The sequence below is a fragment of the Dysgonomonas termitidis genome, assembly GCF_042654545.1.
GTDB lineage: Bacteria > Bacteroidota > Bacteroidia > Bacteroidales > Dysgonomonadaceae > Dysgonomonas > Dysgonomonas termitidis.
On sequence record NZ_JBHSGN010000100.1, the window covers coordinates 30392 to 50831 of the forward strand.

Here is a 20440-nt window from a genome sequence, read left to right on the forward strand (position 1 = left end):
ATCTTTAATGAAAGCTAAAATACAAAAGGTAATTTTATTGCTGTTTATACTGACACCTCTTTTTTGTCTTTCTGAGATCTTTGAATATTTAGGTCTTGGATTGTCTTTTGATATGTTTTTCATAAAACTACCCAAAGATATCTTAATGATATTTTTATTGCTTATGTGTACTATATTCTCGTTCAGATATAAACATCCTCATAATTATTATATTTGCTTGTTATTGCTATTTTCATTTACAATAATATGCTTTGCTTTTTCATATTCATTAAATGGATTACAAATAGCAATGGCGGGCGTTCGCTGGGCTATACCTTTTTTTTTGCTAATCCTTTTATACGATGTTGTTGATATTGATTTATTAAAAAAAGTAACAAAGATACTCTTTTGTTTACTGATATTGCATGCGGCAGTACAACTTCTGGAAATGCTATTCTTCCCTCCACGTAAGGGCCTGAACATTTTTGGGTTTCCAGGAAGACTTCCGGGCATCTTTGTACATCCCAGCGCAAGCGGTACGTTCGCCGCTTTTTGTTTCTATGTTATCCGGTATTTTCAGGAAGGTAAAATACGGCTTTTAGGCTTAGTAATAGCTATCTTGTCTGTATTTCTATCCATGTCTTCTACCGGAGTGATATTATTGTTTTTACTGATATTTATGCCTTGGTACTTAAAGAGTAAACATAAGGGAATATTATCTATTGTAGCCGTGTTATTTCTATTCTTAGTTGTGACTAATTTGGATTTCTTGACTGGACGGGGAGAAGGGTCATCAGCCGTTTCTGGGGGGACAAGAATACAGATACTGCAAGAAATTGTGGATTCAGCAGAGCCTATATCTACAAATTTTGGGCTGGCGACCAATACAGCTATTAATTTGATGTCCAGTTTTGGAATTCAATCTAATGCATATATTGCTGATTCCTTATATACTTCTGTTCTGACAAATTATGGGGCTATCTTTTTCTTTTTGTTTATTAGTGCTATATTATATTTACTATTATATTTATTTGTAAGAAAGAAGATTGATATCCCTTTTGGCTTGATATTTCTTATATCAATAACATCTGGTGTATCTATAATCATAGTGGAAATGTTTCCTATGAATATTATTATCGCTGTATTTCTTTCATATTTTATGAAAGAATATAGCTTTATATCAAAAAATAAATAAGATGAAAATTCAGTTTATAACCAATTATAGCAAATTATATGGTGCAAATAAGATTCTTTTAGACTTGTTGAAATATTTAAAGTCAGAAGGCTATGACATATCTATTTTAGTGCCATCTAATGGAGACTTAGTTCATGAATTAGAAAAAGAGGATATAAAATATGAAGTTATTTTTTATTATTCATCATTTTTGTATTTCAAAAAGACTATAAAATTTATTGCATACCCATTACTTTTATTGATAAATATAGTAAATTTTCCAAGGATATATTATCATATAAAAAAACAAGACCCGGATCTGATATACTCAAACACCTCTGCTGAAAATATCGGAATATTAGTTGCCAAATTATTGGGTAAAAAACATATTACACATGTTCATGAGTTTATGTCCATAAATCATGGTGCATTATTCATGGGAGGACAGAAGCTAAAGGCAAAGTTTTTAGACAAAAGTGATGGCCTTATTTTTGTTACGAAAGCTGTTGCATCACATATACTAGGGGGAGGATATTTGCAGGGGAAACATAGGATAATATACAATGGATTATCTATGCCAAAAGTTCAATATGATAACATACCTAAATTTAATGCTCCTCCGGTTAATTATGGGATTGTGGGTATATTCTCTCGTGGCAAGAGACAGGATGTTGCAATTAAATATTTTAAAAAAATAAAAGAAATTTATCCGCAGTCAAAATTACATCTGTATGGTGACAAAGAAGGAGCATACAAAACTCACTTGATAAATTTGGTGAAAGGATTAGGCCTTGATTCGGATATTATTTTTCATGGTTTTGAAAAAGATATTGAGAAAATATATCGAGATATAGATATTTTATTAATGTTTTCAAAATCTGAAGGTTTCGGTTTGGTAACACTTGAAGCAATGCTGCGAAAGATTCCTGTAATTGGATATGATAGCGCAGGAACATTAGAATTAATAGGAAATGAAAATTCCGGATATTTGTTCAAAGATATTGATAGTTTTATTGATGCCGTAAAACAATTGCAGTCGCCAGTTAAATATAATAATATAAGAGAAAATGCATTTGAAAGAGCGCAATTATTATTTAGCGACAAGAATTTTTGTATCAATATTGAGAATTTTATAAATCAAATAGCAAACAATGAGTAAAATCATTATTACAGGAGGTTCAGGCTTTATTGGGACTAATCTTATTGATAATTTCTTGAAAAAGGGTAGTGCAATTCTGAGTCTTGATATGTTCGAGCCAAAGAAAACTGAACACATACCTTTTTTTAGAAAAATAGATATATGCAATTATTATGAATTAGAGTCGGCTATATTGGATTTTACTCCTGATTATGTAATTCATCTGGCAGCACGAACTGATTTGAATGGAAAAACATTAGAGGATTATAATGCTAATATCTTAGGAGTCGAGAATCTGATAAAGGTGTTAAAAAAAGTAGAGACTCTAAAAAGAGTAATTTTTACTTCTTCTATGTATGTGTGTAATCCTGGATATATACCTGATGGAGATAATGATTATCATTCTCATACAGTATACGGAGAAAGTAAAGTATTGACCGAAAAAATTATTAAAGAAAGTGATCCGGAATATTGTTGGTCTATTATTAGGCCTACCTCTATCTGGGGACCATATTTTGGAGAACCGTATAATTTATTCTTTAATATAGTATTAAGTCGAAAATATTTTCATATGGGAGATAAGGCTTGTTCTAAAACATATGGATATATAGATAATACTATCTATCAGATTGAGTCAATATTGACGGCTAATGAAGAAATTGTAAATAAGAAAGTCTTTTATTTAGGTGATTATATTCCTTATAATATAACAGAGTGGGCGAACGAAATTGCTTCTGAAGCTGGATTTAAAATTCCAAGGATACCATATTTTTTGTTCAAATGTGGAGGATTGTTTGGTGATTTTGTTAAACTCTTTGGTGTAAAATTTCCAATGACGAGTTTTCGCCTTAAAAATATGACGACTGATAATATACATAATCTTGAACCAATTAGGGAAATAGCACCTAACTTACCAGTAGAAAGGGCTGAAGGTGTTAAACGTACTATAAAATGGATAAAAAATTGATGCGGATTCTAATCTATGGAATAAACTATTATCCAGAGCTTACAGGCATTGGTAAATATACAGGAGAAATGGCCTCTTGGTTTGCACAGCAAGGGCATGATGTAAGTGTTTTTACAGCGATGCCGTATTATCCAGAATGGGAAATTCATAAGCAATACAGAGGCAAATTATGGTATAAAGAAGTCATTGATAATGTGAAGATTTATCGTTGTCCTTTTTACGTGCCCAAAAGAATAAATTCGAAAAAAAGAATATTACATGAATTTTCTTTTTTGTGGAGTAGTTCCTTTCGTTGGCTTCCTGCATTGTTCAAGAAAAGATTTGATTTAGTAATAACAATTAATCCTCCGTTTTATATAGGATTTTTCTCTTATATTTATTCTATATTTAAGAAGACTGTCTTAATTACACATGTTCAAGATTTACAGATAGATGCTGCTAAGAATTTAGAGATGCTATCTAATCAAGAAGCATTAAATATTATGTTTAAGCTAGAGAAATTTCTTCTAAGAAAAAGTGACTTTATATCCACATTAACTTTAGGTATGAAAGAACGGATAATCAAAAAAGGAATAGGAGAGAGCAAGATTATAATGCTCCCTAATTGGGTAGATACTGATTTTATAAAACCTATACCAAAAGATCAATCTTTAAGAAACCAATTTAATATTCCTATAAATGATACCGTTATCTTGTATTCTGGAAATATGGGAAAGAAACAAGGTTTAGATTTATTGATAAATGTTGCTGGACAATATAAATATAGATCTGATGTTCATTTTATAATGGTTGGGGCAGGAGCCGAAAAAGATAATTTAGAAAATATGGCTAGAGAAAAGGGACTTAGTAATATGAAGTTTTATCCATTACAGCCATATGAGAAATTGCCAACCCTATTGGCTACTGCAGATATTCATTTAGTTTTACAGAAAAAGGATGCGTCAGATTTAGTTATGCCCAGTAAGTTAACAGGGATTTTATCAGCAGGTGGATGTGCAATTGTGACAGCTGTATTGGGATCCTCCTTATATGAGGATATAAGAAATCATGATATGGGTATATTGTGTGAACCAGAATCAGAACAAGCGTTAAAAGAAGCTATAAATATAGCTTTATTGAGAGACACAACTCAAATTAAAAAAAATGCCCGAAAATATGCTGAAAGATATTTGAACAAAGATAAGATACTTACGTCTTTTATGTCACTAATAAATAAGAATTAATATTTTATGGGCGAGATAGTATATTGTGGATATAATACATACTTTTGTAGATTAAAATGAGAATCCAATTTATAGCTCATAATGGGCAATTATATGGGGCAAATCAAGTCTTATTGACATTAATCAAAGGATTAATAGGAAAAGGTCATGATATATCTGTTCTTCTTCCTACTAAGAAAGGTTTAGCGGAAATATTGAAAAAAGAGAATATAAATTATACCGTTATACCTTGCTTTCCTCAGTTTATGTATATTAAACTTATGCCCCAATATTTAATATATCCATTATTAGTAATGCTTAATATAATTGTATTCCCATATATTATATATAAAATAAATAAATTTAAGCCTGATATAATATATTCTAATACTTCTGCTGAAAATATTGGAATCTGGGCTGCAAAGATTCTAAAAATAAAACATATATCCCATGTTCATGAATTCATGTCACTAGATCATAAAGCTTTATTTTGGGGTACAAGAAAATGTAAAGAAAAATATTTAGAAAAAAGTGACGCTGTAATTTTTGTATCAGCTTCTGTTATGAAGCATGTTTTTTCCATTTTCCCTAAAACTAACTATACAGTTATTGCCAATGGATTAGAAATCCCTAATGTAAATATCAAAGATAAACACTTATCAAAGATTATTAATTTCGGAATAATTGGGGTATTTAGTCCTGGTAAGAGACAACATATGGCAGTTGAGTATTTTAATGATATAATATTACCATATTACCCACAAGCAAAATTACATTTGATAGGAGATAAAAAAGGAGCTTATAAAAAGCATCTTTTGAAAATAGTTGAAAATCTCAATTTAAAAGATAATATTATCTTTCATGGTTTTATTCATGATACAAACAAAATATATGATGAAATAGATATTCTTCTGGTCTTTTCGGAAGCCGAGGCTTTTGGCTTAGTTACTATAGAAGCAATGTTAAGAGGTGTTCCTGTAATTGGATATGATAATGCCGGTACTACGGCACTCGTCACAAGCGGAGAAACAGGATATCTTTTTTCTGATAAAGATAATTTCTCAATTGCTTTGTCAGAGTTATTATCCAATGATAATTACAATAATATCAGGCAAAAAGCTTTATCATACGCTCAAAATACGTTCTCAAAAGAAACTTATTATAATAATATTGAAGAGTTCATAGCAAAGATTATAAATGAATAATTTACAGAGTATAGAAATTCCTGCTGTATCCATAATAACTGTTGGTATGAATCATCTATCCTATTTAAAAGGGTTACTCGTATCATTGTTTAAAGATAATTCGCTTGCTATACCATTTGAGATGATATATATTGACAATTGTTCTTCAGATGGCACTATAGAATATATAAGAGCTAATTATCCTATGGTTAGAATATATGAAAATACGACGATTAAAGGATTTGGTGAGAATAATAATTATGGTGTCTCTCATGCTAAGGGAAAATATATTGCAATTATTAATCCCGATATAGTGATACTAAAGGACAGTATAGAATCCTTGTTCAACTATATGAATCTATATAGGAATATTAGTTCCTAAATTGTTAAATCCAGATATGTCCATTCAATACTCCGTAAGATCCTTTATTTCTATTAAAATATTATTTTCACGTATTCTGTCCAAAGGGAATGACAGTTGTAAGAATAAATATATAGACAAATATCTCCGAAAAGATCTGGATATAACTAAAATACAGGATGTTGATTGGGCAATAGGCGCTGCAATGTTTATGTCGAGAGATTTTTTTAATCAACTTAAAGGTTTTGATGAAAGATATTTTTTATATATGGAAGATGAAGATTTATGTCTTTCTTCTTGGTTAAAAAATAGGCCTGTTATATATGTGCCTGCTTCACAGATGATTCATAATCATTTAAGGGCAAGCTCTAAAATAAACAAAAAAACTCTAATTCACATTCAAAGCATGTGCAAATTTTTTTTAAAGAATGGGTTAAATCCTAGAAGAAATAAATACTAAAAATGAAAGGAATCGTCTTAGCCGGAGGCTCCGGCACTCGTCTTTATCCTATTACTAAAGGAGTAAGTAAACAGTTGTTGCCTGTATACGATAAACCGATGGTTTATTATCCCATTTCAGTGTTAATGCTTGCAGGAATCAGGGATATATTGATAATCTCTACACCAGACGATCTGCCGTCTTTCCAACGACTGTTGGGAGATGGCTCCGATTATGGGATAAGGCTTCAGTTTGCAGTACAGCCTTCTCCCGATGGTTTAGCCCAGGCTTTTCTTATAGGGGAGGATTTTATCGGAGACGACTCTGTTTGCCTTGTGTTAGGTGACAATATATTTCATGGTCAGGGATTTACTGCTATGTTGAAAGAGTCTGTTTATCAAGCTGAAGAAGGTCAGAAAGCGACAGTTTTCGGATATTGGGTAAGCGATCCTGAACGTTATGGAGTTGCAGAGTTTGATAAAGAAGGTAACTGCCTATCGATAGAAGAAAAACCTGAAATGCCAAAATCACATTATGCCGTTGTCGGTTTATATTTCTATCCCAATAAGGTTGTAAATATTGCAAAAAATATAAAACCATCAGCAAGGGGGGAATTAGAAATTACAACAGTGAACCAACAATTCCTTCAAGATAAAGAGTTAAAGGTTCAGACCTTAGGAAGAGGCTTTGCATGGTTAGATACCGGTACGCATGATTCATTGAGTGAAGCCTCTACTTTTGTAGAGGTAATTGAGAAACGGCAAGGACTGAAAATAGCATGTTTAGAAGCTATTGCGTATAACCAGGGATGGATTGCGAGAGAGAGATTGCTTGAGGTCGCAAAGCCAATGATTAAAAATCAGTATGGGCAATACTTAAATAAACTAGCAAACGAAAAAAGATGAATATAATAAAAACAGATATTGAAGAGGTTGTTATTATCGAACCTCGTATTTTTGAAGATGCGCGAGGCTATTTCTTTGAATCTTTTAGTCAGCAGATATTCGAAGAAAAAGTGTGTAAAACAACTTTTGTCCAAGATAATGAAAGTAAATCTACTTTTGGTGTCTTACGAGGATTACATTTCCAGAAGCCGCCCCATGCTCAGAGTAAATTAGTCCGGGTTATAAAAGGGAAAGTTCTTGATGTTGCCGTTGATATAAGAAAAGGTTCTCCCTCTTTTGGACAATATGTTGCCGTAGAGTTATCCGAAGAAAACCATCTGCAACTTTTCGTCCCACGGGGATTTGCTCATGGCTTTGTTGTATTGAGCGAAAACGTTATTTTTCAGTATAAATGTGATAATTATTATGCACCTCAAAGTGAAGGTGCTATCGCTTGGGACGATCCCGATCTGAATATTGATTGGAAAATATCTACAGATAAAGTTATTTTATCTGAAAAAGATAAACAGAATAAACCATTGAAACATGCAGAATGGTTATTTGATTATAAAGAAAATTTATATTAATAATGAACATACTGATTACAGGTGCTAACGGACAACTAGGTAATGAGATTCGCCGGATAACCGGAGATAGTCAGAATAACTATATCTTTACAGATGTTGCAGAATTAGATATTACAGATTTAGATGCTATTCGCCAACTGGCAATAGGGGAAAAACTGAGTATTATAGTAAATTGCGCTGCATATACCAATGTAGATAAGGCAGAAGATGACTATGATATGGCAGACCTTATAAACAATAAGGCTGTAAGAAATCTTGCTGTCATTGCTAAAGAGACTGGAGCTACTCTGATTCATGTATCGACAGACTACGTATTTAACGGGGAGTCTTGTATACCTTATCAGGAAACTTGCAGAACGAATCCGATCGGAGTATATGGAAAGACTAAATTAGCAGGAGAACTGAGTATACAAGAGATAGGATGTAAATATTTGATATTTCGCACGTCTTGGCTTTATTCTCAATATGGCAATAACTTTGTAAAAACTATGCAGAGGTTAACTTCAGAACGAGATACTCTTAATGTTGTATTTGATCAGGTTGGAACTCCTACCTATGCCGCAGATCTGGCCTCTCTTATATATAAAATAATTGAAGAGGATATATATCATAAACAAGGTACTTATCATTTTAGTAACGAGGGCGTATGTTCCTGGTATGATTTTGCAAAAAAAATATGCGACCTTTCAGAAAATATTTGTGATATTCAACCTTGTCATAGTGATGAGTTTCCGAGTAAAGTCAGACGTCCTAATTTTTCTGTTTTGGATAAAACTAAAGTTAAAGAAACATTTAATATAAAGATTCCGTATTGGGAAGAGTCCTTAACGCAATGTATAAAAGAATTAAAAGCACAAACAAATGAATTTTAAAAAAAATATACTAATCACAGGGGGAGCCGGTTTTATAGGATCCCATGTCGTGAGATTATTTGTAAATAAATATCCCGAATATCATATCATTAATCTGGATAAACTGACTTATGCCGGAAATCTGGAAAATCTTAAAGATATAGAGGGAGCTTCTAACTATACTTTTGTTAAGGCGGATATCTGTGACTTTGAGAAAATGAAAGATATTCTTGAAACTTATAAAGTTGACAATATAATCCATCTGGCGGCTGAGAGTCATGTTGACCGTAGCATCAAAGATCCATTCACTTTTGCTCAAACTAATGTGATGGGAACTTTATCTCTACTTCAGGTAGCCAGACTATTTTGGAACGGAGATTGGGAAGATAAACTTTTCTATCATATTTCTACAGATGAAGTATATGGCAGTTTAGATTTTGATGGAACGTACTTTACTGAGACAACCAAATACGATCCTCATTCTCCTTATTCAGCGAGTAAAGCTTCCTCCGATCATTTTGTACGAGCATATCATGATACTTATGGAATGCCTGTAATTGTGACTAATTGCTCGAATAATTATGGGCCATATCAGTTTCCGGAGAAATTAATACCTCTGTTTATCAATAATATTCGTCGAGGAAAACCACTACCTGTATACGGTAAAGGCGAAAATATCAGGGACTGGCTTTATGTGGTAGATCATGCGTGTGCAATTGATACAATCTTTCATAATGGTAAGGTTGCGGATACATACAATATCGGAGGATTCAATGAGTGGAAAAATATAGATTTAATTAGAGTTATTATCAAAACGGTAGATAAATTATTAGGCAATCCCGATGGAGCGTCCGAGCATTTGATAACTTACATTACAGATAGAGCAGGACATGATCTTCGTTATGCTATTGATTCTTCAAAGTTGAAAAATGAATTGGGATGGGAGCCGTCGTTACAGTTCGAAGAAGGGATTGAAAAGACCGTTCAATGGTATTTGGATAATCAGCAATGGATGGATAATATAACGTCCGGAGAATACGAGAAGTACTATAACGAAATGTATAAAGGTAGATAAAATAGAATAAAAGAACTCTTATGTCCCACACCCTCCACCTCACCCCCACCTCTTCCAAAGAAGAAGCCTACAGGTCCCTCCTTCCCCAACTAAAAGCGTTACTGGAAGGAGAGTCTGATACTATTGCAAATTTTGCCAATATATCAGCAGCGTTGAAGATGACTTTCGGCTTCTTTTGGGTAGGCTTTTATATCGTGAAAAGGGACGAGCTCGTTCTCGGGCCATTCCAGGGAACAATAGCCTGTACCCGTATTAGATGCGGAAAAGGAGTTTGCGGAACAGCATGGAAGGAAAAGAGAACGGTTATAGTCGAAGATGTAAATCAGTTTCCCGGGCATATTGCCTGCGATGCGGCTTCCCAATCTGAAATAGTAGTACCTTTATTCCGGAATGATGAAGTCATCGCGGTACTCGATATAGACAGTGAGCATCTGAATCACTTCGATGAAACAGATGCCCATTATCTTCAGCAAATAGTTAAATTGTTGGAATCCTAAACTCCGGTCACTTTATCAGAACGGGAACAATAGCGGCAATACCAGTATCATCACTATTCCCATGATTAATTGTAGAGGCAATCCCACCTTTATATAATCCATAAAGGTATAACGCCCGGCACTCATAACCAATGCATTTGGAGGAGTCGAGAATGGTGATGCAAAACACATGCTGGCAGCCACCGCCACCGCAAATAAGAACGGATAAGGGCTGATACCCATGCCAATCGCGGCTTTAAGGGCTATCGGGGTGAACAGTACAGCTGTTGCCGTATTACTTATAAACATGGTGAGCAATGATGTACAGAAGTATATCCCCGCTAACAGGGCATAAGGGCCGAAGTCACCCAGTTCACTGACCAGTCCACCGGAAATCAATGTATCTACCCCTGTATTTTGAAATGCTGTTGCCATGGGCAACATGGCTCCGATTAGGACTACACTCTCCCAGTTGATACTCGTGTAAGCTTCCTCCACATTACGCAGGCATCCGGTAACCACCATTGCCACTGCCGCCAGTAAGATTGCTATCACGGACGGTACAAGCTCAAATACCATGGCTATCACCATCAGTATCATAATACCGGCAGCGACAGGAGCCTTCTGATCCAGTGTTACCTTTGCTGCTTCTTTCAGGGGTTGTCCCACCAGTACGAGGTCGTCCTGCCTGTCATCGAGGTTTGCGAGGTCTTTCCACGTACCCTGTATCAAGAGTGCATCTCCCGAATGTAATTTTGCATTCTTTATATCATGCATGCGATATTCATTCTGTCGCTGGATACCGAGTACATTTACATTATATTCCTCTCTGAACTGAATCTCTGAGATTGTCCGGTTTATAAGTTTGGAGTTAGGCATGATAAATATCTCGGCAATACCTGATTCCTGAAAATCCGCAAAAGGATAATCTCCGTTTGTTTCCTCAAGATACAGATGATTTTCGGAAACGAATCTCTCTATATCGTCCACACTTCCATGACAATATAATATATCACCTTTCTGTATCGTTGACTTTGGGCCGGCAACTTCTTCAATTACATTCTTTCTGAATCTGGAATTACCGGTTTTTCGTACAATCTTACTAATGCTTACATTGTAATGTGTTGCTATTTTCAGTTCGGCGAGGGTTTTATTGGATAATGGAGTGTCATTCTTTACCTCTATCCTGTATGACTGGTTTTGCAGTTCATACTCCATTGCCAGTTCAACCAGCGATTTTCCCTGTTTCTTTTTTGTAGCGGAGGCATCACTCTTGGAAATAAGTAATTTGCTGAGGAAAAACAGGATAACGACCCCGACACTTAGTGCGACAAAGCCGATAGGAGCAAAAGAAAAGAATGATAACGCTTTATATCCCGCTTCTACCAAAGCATTGTTAATTACCAGATTGGGAGGTGTACTGATTAGCGTAAACATACCCATACTACTGGCAAAAGCTAGCGGCATAAGATATCTCCGGGGGCTGATATTGGCACTTGTGGCCATGCTGACAATGATAGGCATCATTACGGCTACAGTTCCGGTATTGCTTACAAATGCGCCGATGGATGCGGTAACGAGCATTACCAGTATGAAAAGTTTATTTTCGCTGTTTCCGGCTGTCTGCAATATCTTACTGCTGATTACCTTGGCTAGTCCTGTGCGGAAGATTCCGGCGCCTACAATGAAGAGTCCGATCATCATTATGACGACCGGGTTCGAAAATCCGGCCAATGCTTCCGATGTATCCAGTATTCCGGAAAGAACCAATGCCAGCAGGGCGCATATAGCCACGAGGTCGGAGCGGACCTTTCCCCGCATAAAGAAAACGGATGCCGTAATAAGGATTGCTAATGTAATATTGATAGGGGATAGCAAGGTGGATAATTCCATATTTAAATATATATTATATGATATATAAGCAGCTTGTTTTTTTCGAATGTACACAAAGATAAAGAAACCTTCAGCTCAAAGCGAATACTTTTAAATAAGAACATTAAAAAGATAAGAATTGTTTATCTTTTTTCACGTTCGTTAATCAGGCCATTATTTTTTCGGAAAACCATTTGGAATATATCTTACGGGTATAGCTTCTAATTTTTATTCTTTGCAAATCTTCACTAAAAAAGACTGACAAAATGGGAATTAATATGTAATTTTGTCAGGTTTTATTTACTGTTTAACAGTTGATAGCAGGCAACTATTAGCCGTAATTATAGACTAATGTGTTGGATACTTATGATATATAATCTATTAACTTGTAATTTATAATGGCAAAACCGGACATTCAACAAGTAAAGCAACGCTTCGGTATCATCGGGAATAGTCCTGATCTGAACCGGGCTATAGATATCGCCCTTCAGGTGGCTCCTACCGATATGTCGGTATTGGTGACCGGGGAGAGCGGAGTAGGGAAAGAGAACTTTCCACAGATTATTCATCAGTTCAGTCACCGTAAACACGGGACATATATCGCGGTCAATTGCGGCTCTATTCCCGAAGGAACGATCGATTCCGAACTTTTCGGACACGAAAAAGGTTCTTTTACAGGGGCGACAGGCGAGCGAAAAGGATATTTCGAGGTAGCTAACGGAGGTACTCTGTTCCTCGATGAGGTAGGAGAGTTGCCTTTGTCTACTCAGGCACGCTTATTACGTGTACTGGAAACAGGCGAATTTATAAAAGTCGGTTCGTCGAAAGTGGAGAAAACCGACGTACGTGTCGTTGCCGCTACCAACCTGGATATGGTGACCGCTACCCGCAACGGGCGTTTCCGTGAAGATTTATACTATCGTCTTAACACGGTGCCTATCCGTATTCCGGCACTTAGGGACCGGAAAGATGATATACCGTTATTATTCAGAAAGTTTGCAAGCGATTGTGCCGAGAAATACAGTATGCCTCCAATCGCGCTGACCGATTCTGCAAGGCATATGCTAAAAGAATATTACTGGCCCGGCAATATCCGCCAGTTAAAGAATATTACAGAACAGATCTCAATAATAGAGCAGACGAGGGATATAACTCCTGATATACTGAAGTTATATCTTCCGGCTAATGAGGTCGGGCTTATACCTGTAGGAACAATAAGCGCCGGAGAACAGAAGAGTTTCAATAACGAGCGTGAAATATTATATCAGGTACTGTTCGATATGAAGAAGGATATGAATGAGCTGAAAAAGATCGTTCATGATATCGTAGCCGGAAATATGAAGCCCGGAGATATTATATCCTCTCCTGTAGTAAACAGTAATGAGAAGCCCCTTACGCCGATGGTTGTAAATCAGGCGGACAGAGCATCCGCTTTGCCTATTAAAGATGACGGCCACACGATAATACCCGCATCTACGATTGCCGATGCCGATGTGATCGATGCGCCTGAATATGAGGAAGAGACTCTATCGTTGCAGGATGTAGAGAAAGATATGATTATAAAAGCCCTTGAACGGCATAACGGTAAACGTAAAAATGCAGCTCAGGATCTGAAGATATCGGAACGTACATTGTATAGAAAAATAAAAGAATATAATCTGGAAAACTTATGAGAAAGATATTACTGTCGCTTTTCTTTATCGCACTGTTTGCCGGCTGTACGGTGTCTTATAAATTCAATGGGGCATCTATCAACTACGCCGAGACGCCGACAATCGATATACGCGATTTCCAGAATCAGGCCCCTTATGTATATCCTCCGTTGACCCAGGTATTCAATGAGCGGATGAAGGACGTATTTACCCGTAATACGAAACTGCAATTCACTTCGGTCAATCCATCGCTCGAGATAGAAGGGGAGATTGTTACATATGAATTAACACCTTTATCTGTAAAGGAAGATAACTTCTCCGCCGAAACCCGTTTGACATTAGGAGTGAAGATGCGGTTCAGGAACAATAAAAATCCGAATGAGGACAAAGAGGAAACGATTACCGCCTACCGTGATTTCTCCAGTAGCCTGATGCTTACCGATGTACAGGACGGATTGATTGACGAACTGACGAAAGATATTGTAGACCAGATTTTTAATACGACAATGTCTAATTGGTAAAAACAATGTGCCAATATGTCAATGAGGAAATATGCTAATTGGCGCGAAGCGATAAATAGGTCATTATTTATATATTAGCACATTGGCATATTAGCTAATTAATTTAATAAAAGTGGATATTCAACAATTCTATAAACTGACCGGAAAAGGCGTAAATCCTTCGCAAGAGGATATACAGCCCTTAAAGGCTTTTGTTGAAGAATTTCCATATTCGCAGACGGGTATATTTACTTACCTGAAGTCGGTATATTTGTTCGAATCTGAAAATTTTCAGGAAGAACTGGGTAAGTTGAGTATTTTCGTAAACGACCGCAAGGCTTTATTTTATTATATTTTGAGCGATGAGTACGACTCGTTTTTCCATCAGACGGGAAAAAATGAGGTGAGTGAAGATAAAACCAGTCTGTTACTGAATGCTTTTTTTGAATTGAAGGGAAATAATGATGCGGATGCAGATCTGGAATATAGCATATCGCATTCAAGTCTTGCTACCACAGATTATTTTACTTATATGCAGGTGACTTCTGTGCCGGACGGTGAAGATATTCCGGTTCAGGAAGAATCATCGAGTCTCAAACATCAGAACATCATAGATACGTTTATCACCCGTTCGGAGATGGAAGGAGGTATCCGCATACAAATAAGCGGAGCTGACGAGCCATTATCGGATGATATGGAAAAAGCGGATGAAAAAGATGACGAACTCGACGAAGATGTATTTTTTACCGAGACATTGGCGAAAATCTATATAAAACAGAAGAAGTATGAGAAAGCATACAAAATTATTAAACACTTAAGCTTGAATTATCCGAAAAAAAATATTTACTTTGCAGACCAATTGAGTTTTTTGGAAAAACTGATTATAAATTCGAAATTTAAAGATACAAAATGATTACACTTATTACTGTATTAATTGTAATTGCAGCGATTGCCTTAGTACTGATAGTTCTTGTTCAAAATTCCAAAGGTGGTGGCCTTTCATCAGGTTTTTCATCATCTAACGCCATTATGGGTGTTCGTAAAACTACCGATTTCCTTGAAAAAGCAACTTGGGGACTAGCCGGCTTCATCATGGTGATGAGTATCGTATGTGTTATGATTAGACCGAAAGCGACAACTACTCTTCAACCGGAAGTAGGTGCTCCGGCTCCGGTTAACACTGGTGCTCCTGATATGTCGACAACTCTGCCTGCCATACCAAGCAATAATGCGCCTGCGCCTGCTACAGAGCAGCCGGCGACACCTCCTGCAGAATAATCTCGGACTAAATATAATTAAGATATGTGAAGGCTTCTCTTATGAGAAGCCTTTTTTGTGGTATGGGAGTGTGTATTTACCGGATATATTTATCTATATGGTTTTACGGGTTCTTTGAAAGATTGATTGGCAGATTGGTAAACTAGCAAATAAATGAAAAGGTATAACCTTTGTTACTTTTTGGGAAACTGTAGGGGCAAAATAGCTATAAAACCTGTAACCTTTGTTACCTTTTGCGCCTTAGCGTCTCTGCGTGAAATACTGTTTACTGTTTACTGTTAACTGTTAACTGTTTACTGTTAACTGATATTTCTGTTACCTTTGTTACTTTTTAACTATATATGGTTAAAATATGTAATTTTCCGGAAAGCTATAATTCTGTATATGTTGGTATATCGGCAAGATATTCGAATGTTTGTGTGCTGTAATCCATCCGGCAACAGTAATGGCTAAGCCCGTTGGATACAATCAGGTATTTTACTTTCAGTACGATGTTATATCTTACTATCTGGTCGAAAACAGCTTGGGTAATTTCCACATCCGGCGACTTATATTCGACTATGACCAGAGGGGAAATAGTTTTATCGTAAACGACGGAATCACACCTGCGTTTCTGGTTGTTCAGGTTAATTTGTATCTCGTTGGCTATTAAAGCCTGTGGATACCCCTTCTCCGTTATCAGGTAATTAATGAAGTGCTGGCGTACCCATTCTTCAGGTGTAAGTGTCACAAACTTACGACGTAGCCTGTCGAAAACGCTAAGTCTTCCGTCCGTTTTTTTTACATTTATATTGAAAGGGGGCAGATTTAAATCCAACATTTGTTACCTTTGTTAATCCTGTACAACAAAAAATAAAAGATACTTGTTGTATCTTAAAACAAAAGTAAAGTTAATATGAAAACAAAACAAGAAATTGTAGACAATTGGCTTCCAAGGTATACCAAAAGGCCGTTAGAACAGTTTACCAAACATATATTACTTACCAATTTTGCAAAGTATGTAGAGGTGTTCGCAGGTCATTTCAACGTGCCTATTGTAGGGCTCGACGGCAATATGCCGAATGCATCGGCTAATGGTATTACTATTATTAATTTTGGTATGGGAAGCGCCAATGCGGCCACCATAATGGACCTACTAAGTGCTGTTGAACCCGAAGCCGTATTGTTTTTAGGCAAATGTGGAGGGATAAAGAAGCATAACAACCTGGGAGATTATATATTGCCTATCGCGGCTATCCGGGGAGAAGGGACATCGAACGATTATTTTCCGCCCGAAGTGCCGTCTTTACCCGCTTTCAGCCTGTTGAGGTCGGTATCGTCCACTATCCGTAATCACAACCGTGATTACTGGACTGGGACAGTATATACCACCAATCGCCGGGTGTGGGAATATGACGATGTATTCAAAGATTATCTGAGGCGGATTCGCACAATGGCTGTGGATATGGAAACGGCGACATTGTTTACCTGCGGGTTTGCTAACCAGATCCCGACCGGAGCGTTGCTATTGGTATCTGACCAGCCAATGATTTCGGACGGTGTGAAAACTGAAAAAAGTGACAGCCTGGTCACTAAAAGTTTTGTGGATGAACATGTGCTTATAGGCATAGAGTCTCTTACAACACTGATAAACAACGGGCAAACGGTTAAACATCTGAAATTTGAATAAGGACTATGACTTTTGAGCAAATTATAGCCGATATAAAAGCCCGTAAATTTAAGCCTGTTTACTTATTGATGGGTGATGAGCCGTATTACATCGACGAGATAACAGATATGCTGGTAAGCACCGTCCTGCCCGAGGAAGAAAAGGACTTTAACCAAACTATCCGCTATGGAATGGAGACTGATGTGGCTTCTGTTATTACTATGGCGCGTAGTTTCCCGATGATGTCCGATTATCAGTTGATTGTTATAAAAGAAGCTCAAAATCTGAGTAAAATAGAGGAACTGGAGGTTTATGCAAAGAATCCGCTTCATACAACCGTCCTTGTACTCAACTACAAGAACGGGACGCTGGATAAACGTAAGAAGCTGTATGCGGAAATAGATAAGAACGGTATAGTGTTCGAGTCGAAGAAGATACCGGAATATAAAATACCCGCCTTTATCTCTTCTTACATGCAACAAAAAGGGCTAACTATAGATGCCAAATCGGCACAGATGCTATCCGATTACTTGGGAAACGATCTGAGCAAACTGACAAATGAGATAGCTAAGTTGCTGATTGCCATACCGGGAGGCCAGACACAGATTACTCCTAATCTGATAGAAGAGAATATTGGTATAAGCAAGGATTTTAACAACTTCGAGTTGCTAAAGGCTGTTATAGAAAAGAATACGTTCAAAGTGAACCAGATAGCGGATTATTTTGAAAAGAATCCCAAGAACAATCCTTTGATTGTGACATTGGTAGTTCTTTTCAACTTCTTCAGCAACCTGATGATATGCTACTGGGCAAAGAATAAAACAGAGCAGGGTATCGCTGCCGAACTGGGATTCAGGAATCCATATCAGGCAAAAGATTATGTTGCGGCGATACGCAACTACAATGCTTTTAAATGTATGGAGATACTTAGCCTGCTGAGAACATACGACGCTAAATGCAAAGGGGTGGATAATGTATCTACGCCCGATGGGGAATTGCTAAAAGAGTTACTGTATAAAATAACACATTAGTCTGCGCCTTATGAGAAAGAGTTTTATATACATCCTGTCGGCTTTATTATTGCTAAGTATCACTATTAGAGCAAATGACCCTCTAAGGAAGGAGACATATATCTATTCCGTAAAAGGGACAGACACCCTTCGTCTCGATAAATATGATTTGCCCGGGCCGGAAAAAGAAAAGCCATGCATCGTTTTTATGTTTGGAGGAGGTTTTGTCGGAGGAGTTCGTGATAATAAGAATTACATTGGGTATTTCAATCATTTGGCGAATAAAGGCTTTACCGTAGTTTCTATTGATTATAGGCTGGGAATGAAGAGCCTGAATACCCAGGACCCGATGCGTATCGTAGCCGCTCTTAATAAAAGTATATCTATGGCTGTGGAAGACCTCTTCGATGCCACGGCTTTTGTAGTGGATAATGCCGGAGGTTGGAATATTGATAAGGATATGATTGTCGCCAATGGTTCCAGTGCAGGTGCCGTATCTGTTTTACACGGCGAATATGCTATCTGTACCCGGGCAAAAGTAACGGAGAAACTTCCTGTTGGGTTTAATTATGCCGGGATTATCTCTTTTGCCGGCGCAATATTCAGTATAGACGGGGAGTTGCAGTGGCAGACACCTCCGGCTCCGATGCAGTTATTTCATGGCGATGCCGATAGTAATGTACCTTATGATAAGATAGAGCTCTATAACTACGGCTTTTACGGATCGAAATATATTGCAGGACAGCTAAATAAGATAGCTTCGCCTTATTATTTCTTTGATGTGAAAAATGCGGCGCACGAAATATCAGAGAGTCCGATGACTTCCAACTTACAGGAAATAGACAGCTTCCTGGAAAAATATGTGGCTGGCAGGCAGCCACTGATGATTCATACGGAAGTACAGCAGATCGGTAAACCGGAAATGAAGAAAGACTTTCAGATGTCAGACTATATAAAGACCAATTTTAAGTGACAGATCCCTTTTCTAAAGGAACAATCTCTTTTAAAATACAGGCTTGTCGGCAGATAGTGAGGGGCTGCCACCTTCTATATACGGCCATCCGTCTTTATCCCATTTTACCTGGTCCAGCAATAATACACGGCCTTTAGGATTTTCCACATCTACTCCATGATAGAAAATCCAGTCGTTTCCTTTCTTGTCCTGTACTATCTCGGAACAATGGCCATTGCCTACGAACCGGGAATTGGAGCCTATGACAACTGAATATCCGTTGTCCATCATGTCTTTACCTGATTTATCCACATATGGGCCAAATAGAGATTTGGATCGTCCTACAACAAGTTGGTAGGTGCTCTTTATTCCTTCGCAACAACTGCCAATGGACGCGAACATATAATAGTACTTTCCTTTCTTGTAAATATATGTTCCTTCGAAGGCAGTTCCCGCTATCCGCTTTTTGGCGGCGCCCGGTTTCAGACTTAGGCCATCCTTACCCAGTTCAATGGCATAAATACCTCTGAAGCTGCCCCAGAAAAGGTATTTCTTGCCTTTGTCTTCTATATAGAACTGGTCGATGGAGTTCTGGACGTCTATATCCTTACTTTGGAAAAGCTTTCCTTTATCGAGGAACGGCCCTTCCGGTTTATCGGATACGGCAACACCGATGCCGCATGTCCATTCGCCGCCCCATACCGACATGGAATAGTATAGGACATATTTCCCTTTGATGTAGTTGATATCGGGCGCCCATAGTCCGCCTTTCGGTTCGAAATTTGGGCGGGTACTATTTGTAAAAGCAGTACCGGTAAATGTCCAGTCGGTGAGGTTATCTGACTTGTAGATGGGTATATTGCGGGTATTTTCGGTTGCATATAAGTAAAAGCTGCCATCTTTAGTTTTGATGATAGTAGGATCGGGTAAGCTGGTATTGATTACCGGATTCTGATATGTATTGGAGTTCTGGGCTGATGTATTAATACAGAGAGACTGTATTAGAAAAAGGATAATGGAAAGCAATAATGGTTCTGTTTTCTTCATAATATATAAATTGGAATTCTTCAAATAGGAACGGATAAATGTTCCGGACGCTCCAAATATAATGCATATATTTTGAAGAACAGGAGCCATTAGTGTACAAATGAATATGGGTGATTAAGATTGACTAAAAATTACCTTTCGCTGGCTGAAATTTGCTATAAATG

General features: G+C 37.1%; 21 protein-coding genes. 18 read left to right on the forward strand and 3 right to left on the reverse strand.

What is annotated here, in order from left to right; translation table 11 throughout:
• The first annotated feature begins 7 nt into the window (after positions 1 to 7).
• The 11 genes from ACFO6W_RS17055 to ACFO6W_RS17105 all read left to right on the forward strand — a co-directional run bounded on the left by ACFO6W_RS17055 (position 8) and on the right by ACFO6W_RS17105 (position 10338).
• Positions 8 to 1174 carry a hypothetical protein gene (locus ACFO6W_RS17055; RefSeq protein ID WP_379998604.1) on the forward strand — a complete coding sequence of 389 codons (1167 nt, stop codon included), beginning with the start codon at positions 8 to 10 and terminating at the stop codon, positions 1172 to 1174.
• A gap of 1 nt (position 1175) precedes the next feature.
• Positions 1176 to 2312 carry a glycosyltransferase family 4 protein gene (locus tag ACFO6W_RS17060; RefSeq protein WP_379998606.1) on the forward strand — a complete coding sequence of 379 codons (1137 nt, stop codon included), beginning with the start codon at positions 1176 to 1178 and terminating at the stop codon, positions 2310 to 2312.
• Positions 2305 to 3258 carry an NAD-dependent epimerase/dehydratase family protein gene (locus ACFO6W_RS17065; RefSeq protein ID WP_379998608.1) on the forward strand — a complete coding sequence of 318 codons (954 nt, stop codon included), beginning with the start codon at positions 2305 to 2307 and terminating at the stop codon, positions 3256 to 3258. The genes ACFO6W_RS17060 and ACFO6W_RS17065 overlap by 8 nt, the downstream gene beginning before the upstream one ends.
• Complete coding sequence (locus ACFO6W_RS17070; RefSeq protein WP_291107654.1) at positions 3243 to 4481, forward strand: WcaI family glycosyltransferase; 1239 nt, start codon at positions 3243 to 3245, stop codon at positions 4479 to 4481. The genes ACFO6W_RS17065 and ACFO6W_RS17070 overlap by 16 nt, the downstream gene beginning before the upstream one ends.
• A 56-nt stretch (positions 4482 to 4537) precedes the next feature.
• A complete protein-coding gene (locus ACFO6W_RS17075; protein ID WP_379998611.1) occupies positions 4538 to 5665 on the forward strand; it encodes a glycosyltransferase family 4 protein in 1128 nt (375 codons plus the stop codon).
• The gene (locus ACFO6W_RS17080; protein WP_379998613.1) at positions 5658 to 6026 is read left to right on the forward strand and encodes a glycosyltransferase family 2 protein; all 369 of its coding nucleotides are present in this window, start codon (positions 5658 to 5660) and stop codon (positions 6024 to 6026) included. Before ACFO6W_RS17075 ends, ACFO6W_RS17080 begins: the two co-directional genes overlap by 8 nt.
• Before the next feature lie 441 nt (positions 6027 to 6467).
• Positions 6468 to 7349, forward strand: coding sequence for a glucose-1-phosphate thymidylyltransferase RfbA (gene rfbA / locus ACFO6W_RS17085; RefSeq protein ID WP_379998615.1), 882 nt, complete (start codon positions 6468 to 6470; stop codon positions 7347 to 7349).
• Positions 7346 to 7915 (forward strand): dTDP-4-dehydrorhamnose 3,5-epimerase, encoded by a 570-nt coding sequence (gene rfbC / locus ACFO6W_RS17090; RefSeq protein WP_379998617.1) that lies wholly within the window; start codon positions 7346 to 7348, stop codon positions 7913 to 7915. The genes rfbA and rfbC overlap by 4 nt, the downstream gene beginning before the upstream one ends.
• Positions 7916 to 7917: 2 nt before the next feature.
• Positions 7918 to 8787, forward strand: coding sequence for a dTDP-4-dehydrorhamnose reductase (gene rfbD, locus ACFO6W_RS17095; protein WP_379998619.1), 870 nt, complete (start codon positions 7918 to 7920; stop codon positions 8785 to 8787).
• Entirely contained in the window at positions 8777 to 9841 is a 1065-nt protein-coding gene (gene rfbB, locus ACFO6W_RS17100) for a dTDP-glucose 4,6-dehydratase (RefSeq protein WP_379998621.1), read from the forward strand. Before rfbD ends, rfbB begins: the two co-directional genes overlap by 11 nt.
• A 20-nt stretch (positions 9842 to 9861) precedes the next feature.
• Positions 9862 to 10338 (forward strand): GAF domain-containing protein, encoded by a 477-nt coding sequence (locus tag ACFO6W_RS17105; protein ID WP_379998623.1) that lies wholly within the window; start codon positions 9862 to 9864, stop codon positions 10336 to 10338.
• 15 nt (positions 10339 to 10353) lie between these two features.
• On the opposite strand, the gene ACFO6W_RS17110 is transcribed toward ACFO6W_RS17105, so the two are convergent.
• On the reverse strand, positions 10354 to 12183 hold the full coding sequence (locus ACFO6W_RS17110; RefSeq protein ID WP_379998675.1) for an SLC13 family permease: 1830 nt from the start codon (positions 12181 to 12183) through the stop codon (positions 10354 to 10356).
• A gap of 404 nt (positions 12184 to 12587) precedes the next feature.
• Between ACFO6W_RS17110 and ACFO6W_RS17115 the strand changes: the two genes are divergently transcribed.
• From ACFO6W_RS17115 to secG, 4 genes are all read left to right on the forward strand, one after another.
• Positions 12588 to 13862: a sigma-54 interaction domain-containing protein gene (locus tag ACFO6W_RS17115; protein ID WP_379998625.1), complete on the forward strand. Its 1275-nt coding sequence runs from the start codon at positions 12588 to 12590 to the stop codon at positions 13860 to 13862.
• Entirely contained in the window at positions 13859 to 14362 is a 504-nt protein-coding gene (gene lptE, locus ACFO6W_RS17120; protein WP_379998627.1) for an LPS assembly lipoprotein LptE, read from the forward strand. Before ACFO6W_RS17115 ends, lptE begins: the two co-directional genes overlap by 4 nt.
• A gap of 112 nt (positions 14363 to 14474) precedes the next feature.
• Positions 14475 to 15254 (forward strand): hypothetical protein, encoded by a 780-nt coding sequence (locus ACFO6W_RS17125; RefSeq protein ID WP_379998629.1) that lies wholly within the window; start codon positions 14475 to 14477, stop codon positions 15252 to 15254.
• Positions 15251 to 15619, forward strand: a complete 369-nt coding sequence (gene secG, locus ACFO6W_RS17130) for a preprotein translocase subunit SecG (protein WP_379998631.1) — start codon at positions 15251 to 15253, stop codon at positions 15617 to 15619. The genes ACFO6W_RS17125 and secG overlap by 4 nt, the downstream gene beginning before the upstream one ends.
• 370 nt (positions 15620 to 15989) lie before the next feature.
• Here secG and ACFO6W_RS17135 read toward each other — a convergent pair whose 3' ends face one another.
• Positions 15990 to 16439, reverse strand: a complete 450-nt coding sequence (locus ACFO6W_RS17135; protein ID WP_379998633.1) for a type I restriction enzyme HsdR N-terminal domain-containing protein — start codon at positions 16437 to 16439, stop codon at positions 15990 to 15992.
• Between the two features lie 75 nt (positions 16440 to 16514).
• Between ACFO6W_RS17135 and ACFO6W_RS17140 the strand changes: the two genes are divergently transcribed.
• Genes ACFO6W_RS17140 through ACFO6W_RS17150 form a run of 3 tightly spaced genes read left to right on the forward strand, consistent with a single transcriptional unit; the run spans position 16515 to position 19250 of the window.
• The gene (locus ACFO6W_RS17140) at positions 16515 to 17288 is read left to right on the forward strand and encodes an AMP nucleosidase (RefSeq protein WP_291107690.1); all 774 of its coding nucleotides are present in this window, start codon (positions 16515 to 16517) and stop codon (positions 17286 to 17288) included.
• A 5-nt stretch (positions 17289 to 17293) separates the two neighbouring features.
• Positions 17294 to 18298, forward strand: a complete 1005-nt coding sequence (gene holA / locus ACFO6W_RS17145; RefSeq protein WP_379998635.1) for a DNA polymerase III subunit delta — start codon at positions 17294 to 17296, stop codon at positions 18296 to 18298.
• 10 nt (positions 18299 to 18308) lie between these two features.
• Positions 18309 to 19250 carry an alpha/beta hydrolase family protein gene (locus ACFO6W_RS17150; protein ID WP_379998637.1) on the forward strand — a complete coding sequence of 314 codons (942 nt, stop codon included), beginning with the start codon at positions 18309 to 18311 and terminating at the stop codon, positions 19248 to 19250.
• Between the two features lie 30 nt (positions 19251 to 19280).
• On the opposite strand, the gene ACFO6W_RS17155 is transcribed toward ACFO6W_RS17150, so the two are convergent.
• Positions 19281 to 20276, reverse strand: coding sequence for a family 43 glycosylhydrolase (locus ACFO6W_RS17155; RefSeq protein WP_379998639.1), 996 nt, complete (start codon positions 20274 to 20276; stop codon positions 19281 to 19283).
• Positions 20277 to 20440: the final 164 nt, after the last annotated feature.

What these genes read in the sequence shown, in the direction of transcription:
- ACFO6W_RS17065 (WP_379998608.1), top strand. Translation starts at nt 2,305, where the DNA reads ATGAGTAAAATCATTATTACAGGAGGTTCAGGCTTTATTGGGACTAAT.
- ACFO6W_RS17075 (WP_379998611.1), top strand. Translation starts at nt 4,538, where the DNA reads ATGAGAATCCAATTTATAGCTCATAATGGGCAATTATATGGGGCAAAT.
- secG (WP_379998631.1), top strand. Translation starts at nt 15,251, where the DNA reads ATGATTACACTTATTACTGTATTAATTGTAATTGCAGCGATTGCCTTA.
- ACFO6W_RS17140 (WP_291107690.1), top strand. Translation starts at nt 16,515, where the DNA reads ATGAAAACAAAACAAGAAATTGTAGACAATTGGCTTCCAAGGTATACC.
- ACFO6W_RS17060 (WP_379998606.1), top strand. Translation starts at nt 1,176, where the DNA reads ATGAAAATTCAGTTTATAACCAATTATAGCAAATTATATGGTGCAAAT.
- ACFO6W_RS17150 (WP_379998637.1), top strand. Translation starts at nt 18,309, where the DNA reads ATGAGAAAGAGTTTTATATACATCCTGTCGGCTTTATTATTGCTAAGT.
- rfbA (WP_379998615.1), top strand. Translation starts at nt 6,468, where the DNA reads ATGAAAGGAATCGTCTTAGCCGGAGGCTCCGGCACTCGTCTTTATCCT.
- ACFO6W_RS17080 (WP_379998613.1), top strand. Translation starts at nt 5,658, where the DNA reads ATGAATAATTTACAGAGTATAGAAATTCCTGCTGTATCCATAATAACT.
- ACFO6W_RS17070 (WP_291107654.1), top strand. Translation starts at nt 3,243, where the DNA reads ATGGATAAAAAATTGATGCGGATTCTAATCTATGGAATAAACTATTAT.
- ACFO6W_RS17105 (WP_379998623.1), top strand. Translation starts at nt 9,862, where the DNA reads ATGTCCCACACCCTCCACCTCACCCCCACCTCTTCCAAAGAAGAAGCC.
- ACFO6W_RS17055 (WP_379998604.1), top strand. Translation starts at nt 8, where the DNA reads ATGAAAGCTAAAATACAAAAGGTAATTTTATTGCTGTTTATACTGACA.
- ACFO6W_RS17155 (WP_379998639.1), bottom strand. Translation starts at nt 20,276, where the DNA reads ATGAAGAAAACAGAACCATTATTGCTTTCCATTATCCTTTTTCTAATA.
- rfbB (WP_379998621.1), top strand. Translation starts at nt 8,777, where the DNA reads ATGAATTTTAAAAAAAATATACTAATCACAGGGGGAGCCGGTTTTATA.
- rfbC (WP_379998617.1), top strand. Translation starts at nt 7,346, where the DNA reads ATGAATATAATAAAAACAGATATTGAAGAGGTTGTTATTATCGAACCT.
- ACFO6W_RS17115 (WP_379998625.1), top strand. Translation starts at nt 12,588, where the DNA reads ATGGCAAAACCGGACATTCAACAAGTAAAGCAACGCTTCGGTATCATC.
- rfbD (WP_379998619.1), top strand. Translation starts at nt 7,918, where the DNA reads ATGAACATACTGATTACAGGTGCTAACGGACAACTAGGTAATGAGATT.
- ACFO6W_RS17135 (WP_379998633.1), bottom strand. Translation starts at nt 16,439, where the DNA reads ATGTTGGATTTAAATCTGCCCCCTTTCAATATAAATGTAAAAAAAACG.
- lptE (WP_379998627.1), top strand. Translation starts at nt 13,859, where the DNA reads ATGAGAAAGATATTACTGTCGCTTTTCTTTATCGCACTGTTTGCCGGC.
- holA (WP_379998635.1), top strand. Translation starts at nt 17,294, where the DNA reads ATGACTTTTGAGCAAATTATAGCCGATATAAAAGCCCGTAAATTTAAG.